At 42.2% G+C, this 19,013-nt stretch carries 17 protein-coding genes; all 17 read right to left on the reverse strand.

Translation table 11 applies throughout. From position 1 onward, the window contains the following. Positions 1-73: 73 nt before the first annotated feature. Positions 74-799, reverse strand: a complete 726-nt coding sequence (gene pflA, locus GN217_RS02355; protein WP_156854880.1) for a pyruvate formate-lyase-activating protein — start codon at positions 797-799, stop codon at positions 74-76. 42 nt (positions 800-841) lie between these two features. Next, on the reverse strand, positions 842-3,085 hold the full coding sequence (gene pflB, locus GN217_RS02360) for a formate C-acetyltransferase (protein WP_370459693.1): 2,244 nt from the start codon (positions 3,083-3,085) through the stop codon (positions 842-844). Positions 3,086-3,339: 254 nt separating this feature from the next. Next, on the reverse strand, positions 3,340-3,666 hold the full coding sequence (locus tag GN217_RS02365; protein ID WP_370459694.1) for a hypothetical protein: 327 nt from the start codon (positions 3,664-3,666) through the stop codon (positions 3,340-3,342). Positions 3,667-3,695: 29 nt separating this feature from the next. Next, positions 3,696-5,051, reverse strand: coding sequence for a tripartite tricarboxylate transporter permease (locus GN217_RS02370; protein WP_156854884.1), 1,356 nt, complete (start codon positions 5,049-5,051; stop codon positions 3,696-3,698). Further along, positions 5,051-5,470 (reverse strand): hypothetical protein, encoded by a 420-nt coding sequence (locus tag GN217_RS02375; protein WP_156855023.1) that lies wholly within the window; start codon positions 5,468-5,470, stop codon positions 5,051-5,053. Before GN217_RS02375 ends, GN217_RS02370 begins: the two co-directional genes overlap by 1 nt. Before the next feature lie 269 nt (positions 5,471-5,739). Continuing rightward, complete coding sequence (locus tag GN217_RS02380) at positions 5,740-6,375, reverse strand: YdcF family protein (RefSeq protein WP_198042564.1); 636 nt, start codon at positions 6,373-6,375, stop codon at positions 5,740-5,742. A gap of 4 nt (positions 6,376-6,379) precedes the next feature. Next, on the reverse strand, positions 6,380-7,594 hold the full coding sequence (locus GN217_RS02385; RefSeq protein ID WP_156855025.1) for an MFS transporter: 1,215 nt from the start codon (positions 7,592-7,594) through the stop codon (positions 6,380-6,382). 177 nt (positions 7,595-7,771) lie between these two features. Next, the gene (locus GN217_RS02390; protein WP_156854888.1) at positions 7,772-9,688 is read right to left on the reverse strand and encodes a vWA domain-containing protein; all 1,917 of its coding nucleotides are present in this window, start codon (positions 9,686-9,688) and stop codon (positions 7,772-7,774) included. Positions 9,689-9,703: 15 nt separating this feature from the next. Then, positions 9,704-10,573: an ATP-binding protein gene (locus GN217_RS02395; protein ID WP_156854890.1), complete on the reverse strand. Its 870-nt coding sequence runs from the start codon at positions 10,571-10,573 to the stop codon at positions 9,704-9,706. 279 nt (positions 10,574-10,852) lie between these two features. Further along, complete coding sequence (gene ftsW, locus GN217_RS02400) at positions 10,853-11,980, reverse strand: putative lipid II flippase FtsW (protein WP_156854892.1); 1,128 nt, start codon at positions 11,978-11,980, stop codon at positions 10,853-10,855. Between the two features lie 8 nt (positions 11,981-11,988). Continuing rightward, positions 11,989-13,140, reverse strand: coding sequence for a rod shape-determining protein RodA (gene rodA / locus GN217_RS02405; protein ID WP_156854894.1), 1,152 nt, complete (start codon positions 13,138-13,140; stop codon positions 11,989-11,991). 25 nt (positions 13,141-13,165) lie between these two features. Continuing rightward, positions 13,166-13,801 carry a DUF1232 domain-containing protein gene (locus GN217_RS02410; protein ID WP_156854896.1) on the reverse strand — a complete coding sequence of 212 codons (636 nt, stop codon included), beginning with the start codon at positions 13,799-13,801 and terminating at the stop codon, positions 13,166-13,168. 139 nt (positions 13,802-13,940) lie between these two features. Then, on the reverse strand, positions 13,941-15,038 hold the full coding sequence (locus GN217_RS02415; protein ID WP_232334302.1) for a M20 family metallopeptidase: 1,098 nt from the start codon (positions 15,036-15,038) through the stop codon (positions 13,941-13,943). 105 nt (positions 15,039-15,143) lie between these two features. Beyond that, positions 15,144-16,130 carry an ABC transporter ATP-binding protein gene (locus GN217_RS02420; protein ID WP_232334303.1) on the reverse strand — a complete coding sequence of 329 codons (987 nt, stop codon included), beginning with the start codon at positions 16,128-16,130 and terminating at the stop codon, positions 15,144-15,146. Beyond that, positions 16,108-17,112: an ABC transporter ATP-binding protein gene (locus tag GN217_RS02425; protein WP_156854900.1), complete on the reverse strand. Its 1,005-nt coding sequence runs from the start codon at positions 17,110-17,112 to the stop codon at positions 16,108-16,110. Before GN217_RS02425 ends, GN217_RS02420 begins: the two co-directional genes overlap by 23 nt. Before the next feature lie 13 nt (positions 17,113-17,125). Continuing rightward, entirely contained in the window at positions 17,126-18,022 is an 897-nt protein-coding gene (locus tag GN217_RS02430) for an ABC transporter permease (protein WP_156854902.1), read from the reverse strand. Positions 18,023-18,034: 12 nt separating this feature from the next. Beyond that, positions 18,035-18,949 carry an ABC transporter permease gene (locus tag GN217_RS02435; RefSeq protein ID WP_156854904.1) on the reverse strand — a complete coding sequence of 305 codons (915 nt, stop codon included), beginning with the start codon at positions 18,947-18,949 and terminating at the stop codon, positions 18,035-18,037. Positions 18,950-19,013: the final 64 nt, after the last annotated feature.

Below are 19,013 nucleotides of genomic sequence, written 5' to 3' on the forward strand. Positions count from 1 at the left end.
CAGGATGTGCTAGTACAGGCGTTGCGACAGGACGTCGCGTACTTAGCCTGTAAGGGCGCTTGCGCCTTTGCTCCTAACAACCTAGTATCATTTCCGCATTTCGTACTCGCTCCTCTGTCGGTGGCTCGATTCCTTCTAATGGATAATCCATGCCAAGTGCTTCATACTTATAAACTCCGAGTTTATGATAAGGCAGTACTTCTATTTTTTCCACATTCGGTAATGTATCGATGAAATTTCTTAGTGCATGTAAATCTTCATCGAAATCGCTTCGTTCCGGCACGAGTACATGTCTCACCCAGACAGGGACATCTTTTTCCTTTAAATGATTGGCAAAGGCTAAAATATGTTCATTCGATAACCCGGTCAGTTTTTTATGCTTTTCCGCATTGATTTGTTTTAAATCGAGTAAAACAAGATCCGTCAACTCAAGTAATTCATCTAATGTTTCTAAATAATGTGGAGAAGAACTGAATAAACCACCAGACGTATCGATTGTTGTATGAATTCCATATTTCTTCAATTCCTTAAATAAGTGAATCAAAAATTTGCATTGTAACAAGGGTTCGCCGCCGCTTACTGTAACTCCCCCTCCGGAAGCTTGGAAAAAAGGGAGATAATCAAGAATATCATCCATCAATTCTTGAACTGTCATCATTTTCCCATCACTCATTTTCCATGTATCGGGATTATGACAGAACTGGCAACGGAGCGGACAGCCCTGTGTAAAAATAATATAGCGCAGTCCTGGTCCATCTACCGTTCCGAACGTTTCGACTGAATGAATTCTTCCTTGCATATTACTACCTCCCTTTCATTTCGCTTGCCTTCTCATTTGCTTTTATCTGCTTTCATGGAATGTTCGGTTAATCACTTCAATTTGCTGTTCTCTTGTCAGCTTAATAAAGTTAACGGCATAACCGGATACGCGGATGGTGAGCTGCGGATATCGCTCTGGATGTTCCATCGCATCGAGCAATGTTTCCCGGTCAAATACGTTTACATTCAAGTGGTGACCTTCCTTATTTGCGTAACCGTCCAACATTGCAACAAGGTTCATGACCCGAGTATCTTCATCCTTACCTAATGATCTCGGTACGATAGAAAATGTATTACTAATGCCGTCCAGTGATTCTTCATAAGGTAACTTCGCAACGGAAAGTAATGACGCTAGAGCACCATTCTTATCTCTGCCGTGCATTGGGTTCGCACCTGGCGCAAAGGCTTCTCCTGCTTTTCTGCCATCTGGTGTATTACCAGTTTTCTTCCCGTACACGACGTTGGATGTAATCGTCAGCACCGATTGAGTTGGCACTGCATCACGATATGTTTTGTAATGCTTGATTTTTTCCATAAATGTTCTTACAAGGTAAACTGCAATATCATCCACACGGTTGTCATTATTTCCGTATTTCGGGAAATCTCCTTCGATTTCATAATCGACGACAAGCCCTGCTTCATTGCGGATTGTTTTTACTTTTGCATGTTTAATCGCACTTAAGGAGTCGGCTGCAACGGATAGACCTGCAATCCCGCAAGCCATTGTACGTAAAACTTCTTTATCATGTAATGCCATTTCAATTCGTTCATAGCTGTATTTATCATGCATGAAATGGATGATATTTAATGTGTTCACATAAATCTTCGCCAGCCATTCCATCATATCATCATATTTTTCCATGACTTCATCATAATCCAAGTACTCTGTATTGATTGGGGCATATGGTGGAGCAACTTGTACTTCAGATACTTCATCTTTTCCGCCATTTATCGCGTAAAGGAGTGCTTTCGCTAAGTTAGCCCTGGCACCGAAGAATTGCATTTGTTTCCCAATTGCCATCGCAGACACACAGCAGGCAATTCCATAGTCATCGCCATAAATTGGACGCATAATATCGTCGTTCTCATATTGGATTGCACTTGATTTAATTGACATCTTCGCACAATATTTTTTAAAATTCTCCGGTAATTGCTCGGACCAAAGGACGGTTAAGTTCGGCTCAGGTGCCGGTCCAAGATTATCTAACGTATGCAAGAAACGGAAAGAACTCTTTGTAACGAGTGGTCTTCCGTCATTTGCAATCCCGCCGATGGATTCCGTTACCCATGTCGGGTCACCACTGAACAGTTCATTATAATCCGGTGTTCTTGAGAATTTGACGATTCGTAGTTTCATTACGAAATGGTCGACTAACTCTTGTGCCTCCTCTTCTGTCAAAATACCATTTTCCAAGTCACGATTTATATAAATATCTAGAAATGTAGACACTCTACCTAAACTCATAGCGGCGCCGTTTTGTTCCTTAATTGCTGCAAGATAACCGAAATATAGCCATTGAAATGCTTCTTGCGCGTTGGTTGCCGGCTTAGAAATGTCGAAGCCATAACTTTCAGCAAGCTGCTTTAATTCATGTAATGCACGTATTTGCTCATTAATTTCTTCACGGTCTCTAATGACTTCTTCACTCATCATGCCATTTGCACCAACTGAACGAAGCTGTTCTTGTTTATCCTCGATTAAACGATCGACCCCATATAATGCGACCCGGCGGTAGTCACCTATAATCCGTCCACGCCCGTAAGCATCTGGGAGTCCTGTAATAATACCAGCTCTTCTTGCTGCACGAATTTCAGGAGTATATGCGTCAAATACACCTTGGTTATGCGTTTTACGATACTCTGTGAAAATGTGCTTTACTTCCTCATCCACCTCGAATCCATAAGCTTTGGCAGCATCAACCGCCATCCGAATTCCTCCAAAAGGCTGAAGGGATCGCTTGAACGGAGCATCAGTTTGTACACCGATAACTTTTTCTTTTGATTGATCCAAATATCCTGGACCATGTGACGTTATCGTGGATACAACTTTCGTATCCATATCGTATACTCCACCATTTTCTCGCTCTTTACTTGTTAATTCCATCACATGATCCCATAACTCAACTGTTGACTTTGTTGGTCCTGCCAAGAAACTTTCATCTTCCATATAGGGTGTAAAGTTGTTCACAATAAAGTCACGCACATCGATTTCAGTTTCCCATTTTCCACCGGTAAATTGAAGTTTTTCTTTTGTTTCAGTTGCCATTTTCATCAACCTCCTGGATTGGTGTTCATCATTACTTATTGTTTAATAAAGCTATAATGATCAGCCACTCATTTGTTCAATGACTCACATTTAATTACATGTTCATTATATCACATAGGTCGATGATTTTGCACTATATTATACGTGAAATTGTGACAAAATGGTAAATTTAGATGTGCAGGGGCTTTTAAAAAAACGAGGCGATCAGCTAGTAGAACCTGATCTTTGGCTTAATGAAGTTAGCTCGCGGCATGCTACCACAAAACCATCAGTTGCACATAAATTTGCACCACAACATAAAGTACAAGCGCATATTTCCAATTAAACCTGATTCCATTTTTGAAGCCGCTCAAACCATTCGCCCCATTTAACGTAATTACGGGCATAATTAATGGTGAAAGTAAAATGGAAATCGCACTTCCTGACGTGACGGCGAGTACAATGATTTCTGGAGGATAAGGTAAATCAAGGTTTCCTAAGATTCCACCGACAAGAACCATCACCGTCAATGGTCCGAGACCGAAGAATCCAAGAATGATGGGACAGGGGGTCAGAGCAAATGTCCCAGTCAGGTGGGACATTTGCTCTGACCCCCTTGTCCCGCTTTCTATTATAATCCTAGTAATGTTGAGATGATCCAGCTGGATCCGTAAAATACCATGAACTGGACTCCGACGCCTACTCCAAGGAAACGGTTCAGCATTCCGCCGACCATGGCCATAGCAAAGGTGACGAATACCGCAACTAGTCCGCCTTCGTAAAATGCAAGCAGACATACGATCCCTATAAACATTGCAATAATTGCTTCCTGATTAATTCGTTTCAACACGAGCACCGTTGCTTTTCGCGCATAATTCATTGAAAATGGATAAGCAATGATCGATGCAACAATCAATCCGATTAAACCATAAATGAAGAAATCCATCGGTGCCATCAACGTATGCAGATTATGTACCGGTTCTGTCGTGTATACCGGTGGTGCGTTAAATAACGCTTGAGCCGGCCCAATCGCAACCGGGCTAAGTGGAATTCCAAACGCAATAAGCGGGATAAGCGTTTCCGCAACATAAGTCGATTCCGTTACTGCGTTCATCGTAGCAAGACTAGTTGTCGATTTTTTATATTGCCCTTTCACCCTCGAACCAACAATTTCTCCCATTAGTGATGTCATTCCAACTGGGCTAAGTGCAAACGTTAATGATGAAAGGAAAGACGTCCCCCCTACCACAGCTGTCTGTTTTTTCGTTAATACTTTAAACGGGTTTGGGAAATATCCGGACCAAGACTTCTGCTCAGGGGCAAGCTTATATTCATTCTTTTTCGTCCGTTCTATGTTGGGGCGTGCACTACGGGAAGTCGCGAGTAATATATCCGTTAACATCGGCCCAATCGCAATTCCTAGAAAGAAACTGATGGACAAGCCGCTCCCTAATATTGATGTACTGACTAAATTCAAGCCTTGAATAATTAAAGCTAGGGGAACAATGAGCAGAATACTAACCCAACGTCCTTTTGAAACATACCCGATCAATACGGCAGCTAGAGTAAATATAATACCTGCATTATCCTGGAAAAATGTCCCGAATTGACTTAAGAATACAGCGAATAATAATGCAATGGGAAGGGCAATGAATGCACCAATAATTCCACCCGAAATCATTTTTCTAAGGGCGATATGGGGTAAACCAATGCGGCGCATAAAGTTCGCGTGCTCAAGCATCGGAGCTGCCGTCGTGTCTCCCGGGACCCCCATTAATGCGGTCGGAATTGCATGCGTCAAGTGCTTTGCAAGTACTGCCGACATAAAGAATGCAAACACTGCTTCAGGTGGCGCACCAAGTAACACGACAATTAACGTTGCCGGTACCATAACCGCCGTTTCGTCTGATCCTGAAATAAGACCTATTAAAGTAAATATGACTCCCGCAACAATTGCGAGTAGTATCGCAAGTAATAATACATTCATTAATGCTCTTCCCTCTTTTCTTCCATAAACATGTCATAGATTCCTTGCTCTTTCATTTCTTGTGCTGTCACGGGATCATTCAATATCGCTTCCCGTTCCTCTTCAATATCGAATTGCAGTTTTTGATACACTGCGGTAAGCTCAGCACTCGTATTTGGAGTCTCATTCAGTATCCGCTTTGGTTTGAATAATAATGTATTGATTAGAAGTGCGATTAAACTTCCCGCAATTCCGAGCAGTAGAGAATAGGACTTCACCATTTGTTCAGGTGCAATATGGGGAAATATTTGTTTTCCAATAAAGAAACCAATTAAACTTAAGGAAATACTGAGACTAATTGTCGCAATAAGATGCTTGCCGTAAACAGTATCTCCAATTACCTCAACATAGGATTCCTTGTTCTTCTGTTGTTGCGCCATTTTATTTCTCCTTTCTTCGTCACGTAGATTAGCTGTTTTCAGTATGCCCATGCTCTTGTTTTGTGATAAACTAAACAAGTCGGTGAAAATAAATTTCATCATTCATTCAACAAGATTGAATATTAAGAAACTTCGTTGAATAGAATATTTTTAGATAGCTTGCTGCACACCATTTGATTATACCTAGTTTTGTTGAAAGATGTAAAGTAATATTAATAGATTCATGGGATAGACAGAAAAAGTGGGACAGGTTGACCCCGTGTCCCACTTTATTTCATTTGGAATTGTTCTAATAGGAAGTAATGTGCTAGTTTCATATATTCCGTTGTGACGCGTTGGATATCTTCTCGGTCCCTGTACCATCCTCGTGCCTGATACGGATCGTACGGTGTTGGGGATGAGTAGATTGTAATGCCTTTATCATTCAACGCTTTATTGAAAATTAACTTCGCGCGGTAGGAATGGAATTTGGATGTCGTCAAAATCAAATGATCGATTTCCGTGTGATTCTGTACATATTTTCTCACTGCCAGCGCTTCATCTTTCGTACTTTCTGCATCACCAGGGATGATCGTTATCTTTTCTTCCGGAACACCAGAATCTGTTAAAATTCTTTTACTTAATTCAGCATCCCCTGGAATGGTAATATTTTTTTCTTCTAATAATTCACGTCCCTCGAGATGAGACTGCACCATCCATATTTGATCCACTTTTTCGTTTTCATAAAGTTCAAGTGCACCAAGGGCCCGGTCGCCGACACTTCCCATCAACAGTACTAACACTGTTTGCTCAACATCTTCCAAATCATCTTCCGTTACAAGCAACTCCCCGCCATAGCGGAAAAACAAAAGAACAATCGTGACGAGTAATATGAATAATAGAATCAGCAAATATCGCTTTTTCAATCTGTTACTCGGAAACATATCCTGCGTGCCCCAATTCCCGGTTGATTTCTCTTAATTTCTCATCGGACGGAAGCATTACTGTCAATAAACCAAGTAATGGCAAAAATGACACAATAATCATTGTAGGATTTAAGCCAATCCAGTCAATTAAACTTCCGAAAAATACAGAACCGACTGCTCCCATTCCAAATGCAAGACCGACAATTAAACCTGACATCGTGCCAACTTTCCCTGGTACCATTTCCTGACCATATACTACGGCAACTGAGAAACTTGACAGGATAAGCGTTCCAATTATTCCGATCAAAATAAGTGCTACGAGCGGGCCGACATATGGGAGTATGATGGTTAACGGCACGGGAGCAAGTAAGGAACCCATAATAACCGCTTTTTTCCCAAAACGGTCAGCGAGAGGACCACCGATAAATGTACCAATCGCTCCAGTTAGAAGAAACACAAAAATAAAGGTTTGTGATTCGGCGATAGAGACACCGTAATTTTGAATCGCGTAAAAGGCATAGTAATTTGAAATCGCACTATGATACAAAGAGCGAACGAACACAACAAATACGAGTAAAATCACGGCATTGCGAATAACTTTCGGCAGTTTTTGCTTTTGTTTTGTCTCTGTAGATTTCTTTTCCTTTTTCGTTGCTTTCTTCACGACTTCTATTTGGCCGGCGTACCACCTAGATATGTAGACAAGGAACATGGAAGCGATAAACGCAACAAGTACAAACCAAATCGCACCGAATTGCCCCATCAGTACAAGAACAAGTGCAGTAATAATAGGTGCGAGCGCTTGTCCACTGTTTCCCCCCACTTGATAAATTGATTGTGCAAGTCCCCGCTTATTCCCTGCTGCAAGATAGGCAACGCGCGAACCTTCTGGATGAAAGACTGCTGAACCTAATCCGATTAAGACAACACTGATTAAAATTGTAGGAAGGTTCGGAGCAAATGCAAGACCAAGCATCCCGAACATACTTGACAGCAAACCTAATGGCAGGGCATAAGGCATTGGGCGCCGGTCTGTGTACATCCCGACAACCGGCTGCATGACAGATGCGACCATGTTTAACGTAAAGGTAATAAACCCGAGCTGTGTGAACGTCAGTCCAAGTGACCGTTCTAAAATTGGAAACATTGCCGGAATAACAGCCTGCAAAGAATCATTCAACAGATGAGTGAGGCCAATAATAAATAAAATCGAGTACATCGTTTTGTTCTGTGTCTGTAACTTAACAGCTGATTGCTTCGCCAATATGTATCGCTTCTTTCTATAATATTCATTCTATTTTACATATTATAACATAGTGGGACATTGGGGTCAGAGTAATTGTCCCAAAATGTGGGACAATTACTCTGACCCCAATGTCCCACCCCAATGTCCCGCTCAAATGGTCTTAAGTAGGAGCTTTTTCAAGAGGGTGCTGAAGTGTTCGGGTAGTTCTGCGACGGTTGGTACCATGATTCGTTCTTTGCCGTAAATATTTTGCATCGTGAATTCGTCTTTTTCCTCGATTTCCCCTTCTGCAAGGAACATTCCGATGACATCCATTCCTTTTTTCCTAGCTTCCGATACAGCTACATGCGTATCGACAATTCCGTTCTGGTCATAGCCGCTCGCTGCAGGCTCTCCGTCAGAGAATACGAGTAAGAATTTATTTTTCTCGCGCCGGGCTTCAAGCGCCTCTACTGCCACGCGAATACTGAAACCATCCCGATTATCCTCTTCCGCTTCCAATTGCAGGATTTTCGCCCCATTATTTGCGTACAATGAATCCGTATGGGAATGGATTATATGGAAATAGTTCGGCAAATATCCCGGTCTTACTTCATTCGCATCTTCCCAGAAACCAATAATAGAATGAGGAATCTTCAATTCTTTCAATACTTCATGAAACAGAATTATTCCCTTCTTCGTCTCTTCCATTTTCCCAAGCATCGAAGCTGAGCAATCAACAAGCAACGTAAACACTGCATCAAACTCATTCGATTCTTCATTTTTCTTATAAAAAATCCGCGGATTATCTTCCAGGACAACAGATAGCAGCTTATTCGATAAGCGACCAATAAGTAAATCTTTCCGAGGATTCGTCTGTTTATGCTCGATTGTTTTACGAATGGTATTGGCAAGCCTGCGCTGATACATTTCAATCGAAGCAACATATTCCCGGTACAGCTCCTGATCTTCTGGACTCGGCACTTCAGCTTCCTTTACAATCTTTACAGCATCCGTATTTTCTTCCCCATAGACAGACTCATTACCTTGTTTTGCATCTTGCGCACTTTGTTCATCTAGTGCTTCCATTTTCGAATAATCGTTCTGCTTACTTTCCCCGGCCGCACCTTGAATACTTGCTAGCGCCTGATCGGCATCTTCGGTTTCTCTTACACCTCCACCCAGCATACTCGATTTCGCCCCTTGCTCAAGCTCGAACTGCAAGAAGTTCTGCTTGCGGTCTTCGTTCTCACTCTCCCTGTGCCAAGTGGAAAATGTTTCATCAAAATACTCGCTCTCTTCCTTATTCACGTCTTCTACATCATCATTCGCGAGTTCATCAGTACGCGTCAGTTCATCAAATAACGTATTTTTCTCATACCGCTGAATCTCACTCACTGGAAAAATAAAATACTCATTGATGGAATCTTCCTCATATAGCCCACTTAGACGAAATACAATTTTTTCACAGATTTCCGTAATATCCCTAGTCGTTTCCGCTTCATAAATGGAATAAAGCATGGGTTTCAATATCTCAAGATTTTCCTCTGCTCGTTCTGTCGCCCGTCCGAAATCCGGATCAGGATGATTAGACTGAATGAGTAAATAAATAAGGCAAAACAATTCATCCAATCCTCGGCTGCGCGTGACATTGGCAGATACTTGCCTTGTGAAGAAATGCTGGAAATACTTTCTGCGTGTCTGGAAAATTGCAACCGTCCCCGGGCGCTCTTTTTTAATTATTTCCTCTAGGCGGATATCTTCAAATAGAGCAAATAGCTGAGTTGCAAACTTTGTCAGATGCGATTCCTCAATATTTCGCAGATATTCCTGCATTTCAGGTATATGAGAATATCGCATCGTACCAATTGCGCGAAGATAGACATCACTTTTCAAGCCGGCTACTTGTGTTTCCAAATCAAGCTTTTCCCAGAATCTGCTTCCCGTCACTTTTTCATCAACAAGATTCACTCCAGCACCAAAACCATATTCAAATTTCAATTCTGCAAAGCCAGATAACACGCTCGTCAAGTCCTGCAGCTGCATATAATAATTCGTTCTGACCCGTGAGTCATGGAAACGATACATCTTGTATTCTCCTTTTTAAAATAAGGTTTCGGCTATATTATTAACAAATTCACGTTCTCTTTCTTCCTCAAGCTTATCTGTAATCGCTCGGAGGATCGCTCGTTTCGGCGTAATAAGCGTACTTAAATCACAGGCATCGAGCAATGCGCGAATCGATGCAGCCTCTTCAGGCAACTTACCTTGATAGACCGCAGTGATCAAGTCTCCCGATAACCGAACAAATAAGTCGACTAATCTTTCATCCGTTAAATTCGTCGTAGTTGTAATGAGTCGTTTCAGTTGTTCCCCTTCAATATAAGGAACTTCAATTACAATGAAGCGGTTTTTCAGTGCTTCATTCAGTGGAACCGTCCCAATATACCCCTCGTTGATCGCAGCAATAACACCAAATCCATCTTTCGCGGTTACAATTTCATTCGTGAACGGGTTCGTAATCGTGCGGCGGTAATCGAGAACACCGTTAATAAGCGGTAACGTCTCAGGCTTTGCCATATTAACCTCATCTATATATAAAAAGCTTCCTTCTTTCATCGCATTCGTAACCGGTCCCGGCACAAAATCAATTACTTGCTTACCTTCTTCATATGCAAGTGTTTTAAAGCCGAGTAAACTTTCTGCATCGAGATCAACAGAACAATTCACACTGAACATCGGCTGATGAAATAAATTTGAAAGTGTTTCCGCAAATTTCGTTTTCCCCGCTCCAGTCGGCCCTTTTAGTAAAACATTCTTTCCCATACTGAGTGCGACAATCGCATCCACTAATAAATCCATATGCGGCGGAACATACCCACCCGGACGAATCAAATACGCAAACTCCCCCGGACCCCTTCTTCGCACAACCTCCAATCGTTCACTCACAACATCAGGCAACACATAATCCATCAACAACTACTCCTTTCAAAAGTGGGACAGAGGGTCAGAGCATTTGTCCCAGCCCCAGACTCTTATATCCATATCTAATTTATATTCTGTTTTATATTCATTCTTATTATGTTTTAATGAACAACAGTTCCATTATACCTAGAGTTGAAGCATGATTAAAATGATTTGTATTATACAATTCCTCTGAAACTAGTAATACAGTTTATTCGATGAAAATCGTTTATTTCAAAACCACTCAAGCAAAAAAGTGCGACAAGGGCTCTGACCCCGTGTCCCACTTCAAGCTGCTGACATTTGGTTTTTGATGGAGATGTTGGTTAGGATGCCTAGGGAGATCATCGTGAAGAGCATGGATGATCCACCGTAACTGATTAATGGTAGTGGAACTCCGGTAATTGGCATCAGCCCCGATACGGCACCGAGGTTGATAATGACCTGGGTCATCATCTGAAAGGTAATCCCTATCGCTAGCAATTTTGCGAACATATCCGTCGACCCTTTTGCGATCTGCACGCCGCGGAACATGAGAAATAGATAGGCCCCCATTAATATAATGAGACCAAAAATCCCCAATTCTTCAATAATGACTGCCATAATGAAATCCGTATGGGCCTCTGGAAGGAATCCGAGCTTTTGCACACTATTTCCAAGACCATTCCCCCATAGACCACCGGTTCCAATTGCAATATAACCATTCACCAGCTGATACCCTGTTCCCGCCGGATCTGCAAATGGATCCATAAACGAAGTCACCCGCTCCATTCGGTAGGAGGTAGATGATATAAAATACACGATAATCGCTATTCCGACACTGCCTAACATCAACAAATGGCGACCTTTTACACCGGAACAGACAATAATGAACCCACATGCAAACAAAATTAATGCAGCAGAACCTAAATCTGGTTGCTTCAATATCAGTATAAACATAACAGATAATATAATTAATGGAGGCAACACACCCGTCTTAAACGAAGCAAGCTTTTCCTCACTTTTAGAATAAAAGGATGCAAAGTAGATAATCATAAATAATTTAATTATTTCTGTTGGCTGAAAAGTGAAGGGACCTATCCCTACCCAGCGTTGCGAGTAGTTCCTGACAACCCCCACTCCCGGAACCAACACAAGAATTAATAGTATGATTGAAAAAATGACTAACATCGGGGCAAGCTTCCGGTAATTTTTATAAGGAAATAACGCCACAAAAATAAATAAGAAGACGCTGAGTCCAAACCACTGCAACTGTCGATTAAAAAAGTGATTCGCGGATCCATATTCCAAATAGCCAAGTACATAACTACTGCTATAAATCATCAACAACCCGAACCCGGCTAAGAGACATGTCACCACGATGATGCTATAATCCATGTGTTTCAATCTATTTAATAAAATTTTACCCATAATCATTTATCCTCTCATCCATCAGCAAATAAATATTTTCTCGTTCTTAATTGTACACTAAGTACAAGGCCGATGACGATGAAATTTGTTAATAATGCACTTCCCCCGTAGCTGACGAAAGGAAGAGCTATACCAGTAATTGGGGTGACTCCTATTGTCATGCCGATATTTTGGAACACCTGCAAGGAAATAAGACCAACCGCCCCCATACAAATAAAGCTACCGAATAAATCATTTGCTTCATTTGCAATTTGCACGAGACGATAAATCAGTAAAAAGTAAATGAATATTAGAATACTACTCCCAATAAAGCCGAATTCTTCACCGACTACCGCAAAGATGAAATCGGTATGGGCTTCCGGGATATTCCCACTCTGTACTTGCACCCCCTGATTCAATCCCTTTCCGCCTAACTGACCAGATCCAATCCCTAGTAAGGCCTGCTGTAATTGATACCCGTAATCTGAAGTATATTGCTCCGGGTATAGCCAGCCATATATCCTTTCTAACTGATGGGATTTAAAAAAACGTGTAAATAATTCATGATGAAAATAAAACAAGTAAACTAATAGACTCATGAACGCGGTCCCTAAACTAAAAATTAGCCCGATCATCTTAGGTGATATACTCGAAACGACGAGAACCGATGCGGTAATTCCAACGATAACTAAGGCAGAACCTAAATCAGGCTGCAACATAATCAGTACAAAGGGGATAATAGATATCAAGCCAACCTTCAACGTAAGCTTAATACTCGCCTTAAAGGATAATTTATCCGAACCAATTTTACTTAAAATAAAAGCAAGATATACGATAAGCGCTATTTTCATAAATTCAGTCGGCTGAATTTCAATAAATCCTAAGTTTAACCACCGCTGGGCTCCCTTCTTTTCCGTTCCAAACAAGTATACAAGCAGCAATAGGCCGACACAGACTAGGTAAAAAATAGGGGCCATGCGCTTTAATAATTCATAATCAAAACGGGCAATCGCCAGCATGATGCCGATTCCGACCGCATACCAAATGACCTGCCGCACTGCATAATGATACGGATTATCCGCGACATATTGGCCAGAACCACTATAAACGGCCACGATGCTGAACACGAATAATCCGAGTAAAGTTATTAAAATAGTAGTATCTAATTGTTTTTTATTTCCAAACATAGGAACCCTTCTCTATCCATATTCTTTATTTTTCCAGCTGTTTCATAACGACTTGCACGACGATGGCATCATCCATAAACCCTACCGGGAAAAGAAAGTCTGGCAGCAAATCCTTCGTAACAACAAAATAAAGAAGTGCTGCTCCCATTAAACCAAGTTCCTTTACCGATCCTTTTCTATTGATAAATCTAGAAAACATCGATTGCAGCTGTTTAATATAGGGACCCTGGCCATCGATTTTGGCTAGCTTTGCTTGGAAGTTATCCAAAATTATCTGTTTCCCTTCCTCTGTTAAACTATGTTCCTCGTAAATAATAATTTCTTGCTGTAATTCTTTCTCTGTAAATTTTCTTTCATGTTCATCCATTACAGCTAATACATGGTGCATTTTTTCAAAAACAGATTGCAGCTCATTTGGCTCTCCTTCACCAGTTTCTTCAATATAACCTGCAGCTTGCATGAGTGGTAAGACATCGGTACCTAGGCCTTTCGACAGTTTCTGAAGATGATGGATGTTCGCTCTTCGTTTACCGTTCAATATTTTAGAGATCGTTGCATGGTCTACTCCCGATTCTCTACTTAATCTTCTAATGGAAAATTGTTTCTCCTCCATCAAATCATACAACACTCTATGTAACGTCTCAAATCGATACTCAGCCACTTGATTTCCTACCTCTCCAAAAAGCCTTAACTCTGTCGAATCTACCAAACCGGTGACAATTTGTCAACAACACAAAAGCGAAATCTCAACGTTTCTTAAACACAAGAATAAAGAGGTCAATCATTTATAGATCAACCTCTTATGATATGACCTCTCCTTTTTTCTTGCTAAGCAGTTCACAAGTCACTGCAACAAGTGCACACTTCCCAGGGAAATGTTCAAATTTAATATGTTCATTCCTTGCATGCGGCCCACCACCTGGTATTCCAAGCCCATCCAAGGTTGGAATTCCTAGGGCAGACGTGAAGTTGCCATCACTGCCACCGCCTGCACTTGCCCCCTTCACTTTGATTCCGAGTTTCTTCCCCGCCTGCTTAGCGAGTGCAAATAACGCCAGATTTCCAGTTGTTTTTTCTAATGGCGGACGGTTCAATCCGCCCTCTATGACAAGATCAATTTCAGGATGACTAACGGAGAGCGATTCAATGGCGGCCTCTATCCGTTTCGCTTCCCAGCTGTTCTTCACCCGGAAATCCACTTCAATCTCAGCCTTTTCCGGAATCACATTACTAACGGAACCGCCATTTATTTTCCCAACATTGATAGTTGTACCTTTTTTATAGTCTGTCAGCCCTTCCAACTTTTGAATAATCTTGGACATTTCCAAAATAGCACTGACTCCTTCTTCATGATGATTTCCAGCATGCGCACTTTTTCCCGTCGCTGTAATCGTATATTCCCCGACACCTTTTCTTTCTAATTTCAGCGCATGACTCCTTGACGTCGGCGGCTCCATCACAAATACCGCATCACAAGTCTTCGCCGTTGTTTCGATAATTTCTTTAGAAGTAAGACTACCAATCTCTTCATCAGCTGTAAATAAAAAGACCGGAGAAAAAGTGAGCCCACCCTTCGTTTCAAGCAAGGCCTTTACCGCCCAAATCGAACAGAGCAATCCTGCTTTCATATCAAAAATCCCTGGTCCGTAAATCTTGCCTTTCTTTTCAACAATTGGTAACTCTCCTTTTCCCCACACCGTATCATAATGAGATAAAAATAAAATCCGTGGTCCAGGTTGTTCCGGTATTTCATATTTCAAATGATTACCGGTTTCTTCCATCCGGAACGTTTCAACTGTAAATCGGTCTCCGAAATGGCCGGAAAATATCTGCTTGATTGTTCGTTCACAAGCGAGTAATGCTGACTTTTCATGACTTGGAGACTCAGCCTTTACCAACTCTATTAACTCCGCTTTCAACTTCTCCTTATTAGACTTTAGGTATTGGCGTACATCACGTGTACTAATTTCCTTCACATTCCTTCTCTATAATTTTTTCTCCGCCTATTTCTCTGCGCCAAGTGGATGATGACAAGCTACAAAATGGCCGGCTCTCTTGTCTGTAAACTCCGGCTCGACTTGCGTGCAAATCTCCGTCTTATACGGACAACGGGGGTGGAATTTACAACCGGGTGGCGGGTTGACCGGATTTGGGATATCCCCTTCCAATAGAGGACGCTGTTCCTTCCGCTTGGTAGGATCCGGGATCGGAATTGCTGACAGCAACCCCTCGGTATATGGATGCATCGGGTTTGTAAAAAGTTCTTCTTTTGTCGTCCATTCGACAATTTTTCCTAAATACATAACGGCAATTCGGTCGCTTACATGTTTTACAGCCGGCAGACCATGGGCAATGAATATATAGGTGAGCTGCAATTCCTTCTGCAACTTTTTCAAGAGATTTAAAATTTGCGATTGAATGGATACGTCCAAAGCAGATACCGGTTCATCACATATAATCAGTTTCGGTCGGAGTGCAATGGCTCTTGCAATCCCAATCCGCTGACGCTGTCCCCCACTGAATTCATGAGGATACCGATTCAGAAAGGAACGATTCAGCCCGACTAAATCCATTAAATCCAATACTTCTTGTTTCAACTCTTCCTTATTTAAATTCCGGTGCGTTCTTAGTGGCTCAGCAATAATGTCAAATACGCGTTTCCTAGGGTTTAGCGAGGAGAACGGATCTTGGAAAATCATTTGGATGTCCGCCCGTTGTTTCCGCAATTGCTCCCGGGAAAGCGCGGACATGTCAATTCCTTCAAAGACAATTTTTCCGGCTGTCGGTTCGTGCAGATGAACGATTAAATTACCGAGGGTAGACTTGCCACAACCTGATTCCCCGACAACTCCTAGTACTTCCCCTTTTCGAACGGTAAAACTGACATCATTTACCGCACGAAGGTATTGCTTTTCTTTTTTAAAAAAACCTTTCGTCACATCGAACGACTTTTGAAGTCCCTTCACTTCAAGTAAAGGATGCTCGCTCATTGAAATCCACCACCTTTTCACCATGCAACCAGCAACGGACCTCATGTCCCTTTCCAACCTTTGTTACAGTTGGACGCTCCGCCTTACATTTATCCATTACAAATGGACAGCGATCAGCAAATTTACATCCTTCCGGGAATTCAAATGGACCGGGAACCGTGCCGGGAATGGAGACAAGTTCTTCCTTCCATTCATCTATCTTCGGCGTGCTATCGATCAATCCTTTCGTATAGGGATGCTTCGGTTCTTTGAATAACGTATACACATCGGCTTGCTCCACAACTTGGCCACCATACATGACAATCACTTGATCGGCCATTTCGGCGACGACACCAAGATCATGGGTAATGAAAAGGATCGATGTCCCCGATTCTTCAATCAAATCTTTCATCAACCGGAGAATTTGTGCCTGAATGGTTACATCAAGAGCTGTTGTCGGTTCATCGGCTATTAGCAATTGCGGGTTACAGGACAATGCCATCGCAATCATCACGCGCTGCCGCATGCCACCGCTTAATGCATGCGGATGTTGGTCATATACTTTATCTGGCCGCGCAATACCAACCTTCTTCAGCATTTCGATACCGATGATTCGTGCTTCTCTTTTATTTTTCTTCTGATGGAGTCGGATTGATTCAGCAAGCTGGTTCCCGATTGTAAAGACTGGATTTAAGGAAGTAAGTGGTTCTTGGAAGATCATCGCAAGCTGATTCCCGCGCAGCTCACGCATTTTCTTCATTGACATGCCAACTAAATCCTTACCTGCAAAAAGAATTTCACCGCCGACAATTTTTCCCGGCTCTTCAATTAAGCCCATCACCGATAAAGAAGTTACACTTTTCCCTGATCCGGATTCCCCGACGATGGCAACAATTTCCCCTTTCTGGATAGAGAAAGAGACATCATCCACCGCTGGAACGACACCATCCTCTGTATAAAAATATGTTTTTAAACGATTGACGGTTAATAATGCGTGCTCCATTCCATCGCCTCCTTCACTTCACCGATCGCGGATCAAGAATATCCCGCAACCAGTCACCAAGGAATATAATTCCTAACACAGTGATGGTAATGGCAAGCCCAGGGAATGTCGCTAACCACCAGCTTGTTGCCAAATAATCTCTCCCATCACTAAGAATCGTTCCCCAGGATACTTGCGGCGGCTGAATACCTAGACCTAGAAAGCTTAAAGAAGATTCCAATATGATTGTGCTTGCTACACTTAATGTTGCAACGACGATAAAAGAAGAAATGACATTCGGATAAAGGTGAGAAAAAATAATATTGCGATGTTTCACACCGATTGACTTGGCCGCCCGAACAAAATCCCTTTCCTTTATCGATAAAACCTCGCCACGGATAATCCGCGCATATTGTACCCAGTTTGTCACGCCAAGGACAAGGATTAAAGTAAATAAACCAGGACCAAATACTCCCAACATCACTAAAGCTAATAATATATTTGGGATGGCTAGAAAGGAATCTGCAAGCCGCATGAAAAAAGTATCAAGAAATCCGCCGAAATATCCCGTGAAAAGTCCAACAAGAATCCCGATGATTCCTGCCAGAACAACGGAAGAGATACCGACTAATAAGGAAATTTGTGAACCATATATAATCCGGCTTAATATATCCCGGCCCAAATTATCCGTGCCAAGTATATTCTCCCTATCTCCCCCTTCCATCCAAACTGGAGGCTTATGGGTATTTACTGGATTGATCACATTCGGTTCATGTGGTGCAAGCCATGGTGCAAAGATTGCAATAATCACAATCGAAATTACGATGACAAGCCCGACTGTTCCAGTTTTACTCCGGAATAATAACTTCAGCCAGCGTTTCAGCTTCGAATTTTTCCTTGCTGGTCCCTGCATGATACTAGGTTGCGGCATGTCATCCACCTCCTATTTATACCTGATCCGCGGGTCTAATAACTGGTACAAAAAGTCAGCAATCAAATTCATCACAATGACGAAAAACGCAATGACCATCACACATGCCTGAACGATTGCCATATCTCGATTGTTCACTGCCTGAATAAGCAATTGTCCGATTCCCGGCCAAGCAAATACAGTTTCCGTAATCAATGTACCGCCGATAAGCGTCGATGTCTGGAGTGCGATGATTGTAACGACAGGGACGAGTGTATTCCGGAAAGCATGTTTGTAAACGACAATTCCGGTTCTCAATCCTTTACTTTTGGCCGTCTGGATATAATCCTGTCCCAACGTTTCAAGCATACTGGACCGGATAAGCCGCGTCATTTCCGCCGCAATCCCTGTACCAAGCGTAATCGCTGGTAAGATCAAATGGGCGAATGACCCTCTCCCGGACACGGGGAAAATAGAATAGGTTACGGAAAATACGAGGATAAGCATAATTCCTAACCAAAAATTCGGCATCGCTTTTCCAAGCACGGCCGCACCGGTTGCTACTAAATCAATACTTGAATTCTTTTTCGTTGCAGACCAGATGCCTAAAGGTATGGCAATCATAATCGCAACGAGTATAGAAGCGATGGCAAGTTCAAGAGTAGCAGGAAGCCTTTCAAAGACAAGCAGCATGGCGTCCTCACCGTAACGGAAGGAGGTTCCGAAATCACCTTGCAGCATATTCATTACATATCTCGCGTACTGTACATAGAAAGGGTCATCAAGTCCTAATGCTGCTTGCAGAGCTGCGATATCTTCAGCGGTTGCATCCTCCGGTAACAGCAATGCCACCGGGTCACCGGCGATAAAGACGAGTGTGAAAACGATGAAGGTAATGATCAACAATACGGGAATGATTTCCAAGATTCTTTTAAAAAAGTAGTTCACCGGTCATCCCCCTTCCAATCGAAAGTTCTCCCGAAAGCAAGTGACGATTGAAGTCTGCTTCCGG

It is taken from the genome of Oceanobacillus sp. AG, from assembly GCF_009746545.1.
GTDB lineage: Bacteria > Bacillota > Bacilli > Bacillales > Amphibacillaceae > Oceanobacillus > Oceanobacillus indicireducens.

What these genes read in the sequence shown, in the direction of transcription:
- pflA (WP_156854880.1), bottom strand. Translation starts at nt 799, where the DNA reads ATGCAAGGAAGAATTCATTCAGTCGAAACGTTCGGAACGGTAGATGGA.
- pflB (WP_370459693.1), bottom strand. Translation starts at nt 3,085, where the DNA reads ATGGCAACTGAAACAAAAGAAAAACTTCAATTTACCGGTGGAAAATGG.
- GN217_RS02365 (WP_370459694.1), bottom strand. Translation starts at nt 3,666, where the DNA reads ATGTCCCACCTGACTGGGACATTTGCTCTGACCCCCTGTCCCATCATT.
- GN217_RS02370 (WP_156854884.1), bottom strand. Translation starts at nt 5,051, where the DNA reads ATGAATGTATTATTACTTGCGATACTACTCGCAATTGTTGCGGGAGTC.
- GN217_RS02375 (WP_156855023.1), bottom strand. Translation starts at nt 5,470, where the DNA reads ATGGCGCAACAACAGAAGAACAAGGAATCCTATGTTGAGGTAATTGGA.
- GN217_RS02385 (WP_156855025.1), bottom strand. Translation starts at nt 7,594, where the DNA reads ATGTACTCGATTTTATTTATTATTGGCCTCACTCATCTGTTGAATGAT.
- GN217_RS02390 (WP_156854888.1), bottom strand. Translation starts at nt 9,688, where the DNA reads ATGTATCGTTTCCATGACTCACGGGTCAGAACGAATTATTATATGCAG.
- GN217_RS02395 (WP_156854890.1), bottom strand. Translation starts at nt 10,573, where the DNA reads ATGGATTATGTGTTGCCTGATGTTGTGAGTGAACGATTGGAGGTTGTG.
- ftsW (WP_156854892.1), bottom strand. Translation starts at nt 11,980, where the DNA reads ATGATTATGGGTAAAATTTTATTAAATAGATTGAAACACATGGATTAT.
- rodA (WP_156854894.1), bottom strand. Translation starts at nt 13,140, where the DNA reads ATGTTTGGAAATAAAAAACAATTAGATACTACTATTTTAATAACTTTA.
- GN217_RS02420 (WP_232334303.1), bottom strand. Translation starts at nt 16,130, where the DNA reads ATGAGCGAGCATCCTTTACTTGAAGTGAAGGGACTTCAAAAGTCGTTC.
- GN217_RS02425 (WP_156854900.1), bottom strand. Translation starts at nt 17,112, where the DNA reads ATGGAGCACGCATTATTAACCGTCAATCGTTTAAAAACATATTTTTAT.
- GN217_RS02430 (WP_156854902.1), bottom strand. Translation starts at nt 18,022, where the DNA reads ATGCCGCAACCTAGTATCATGCAGGGACCAGCAAGGAAAAATTCGAAG.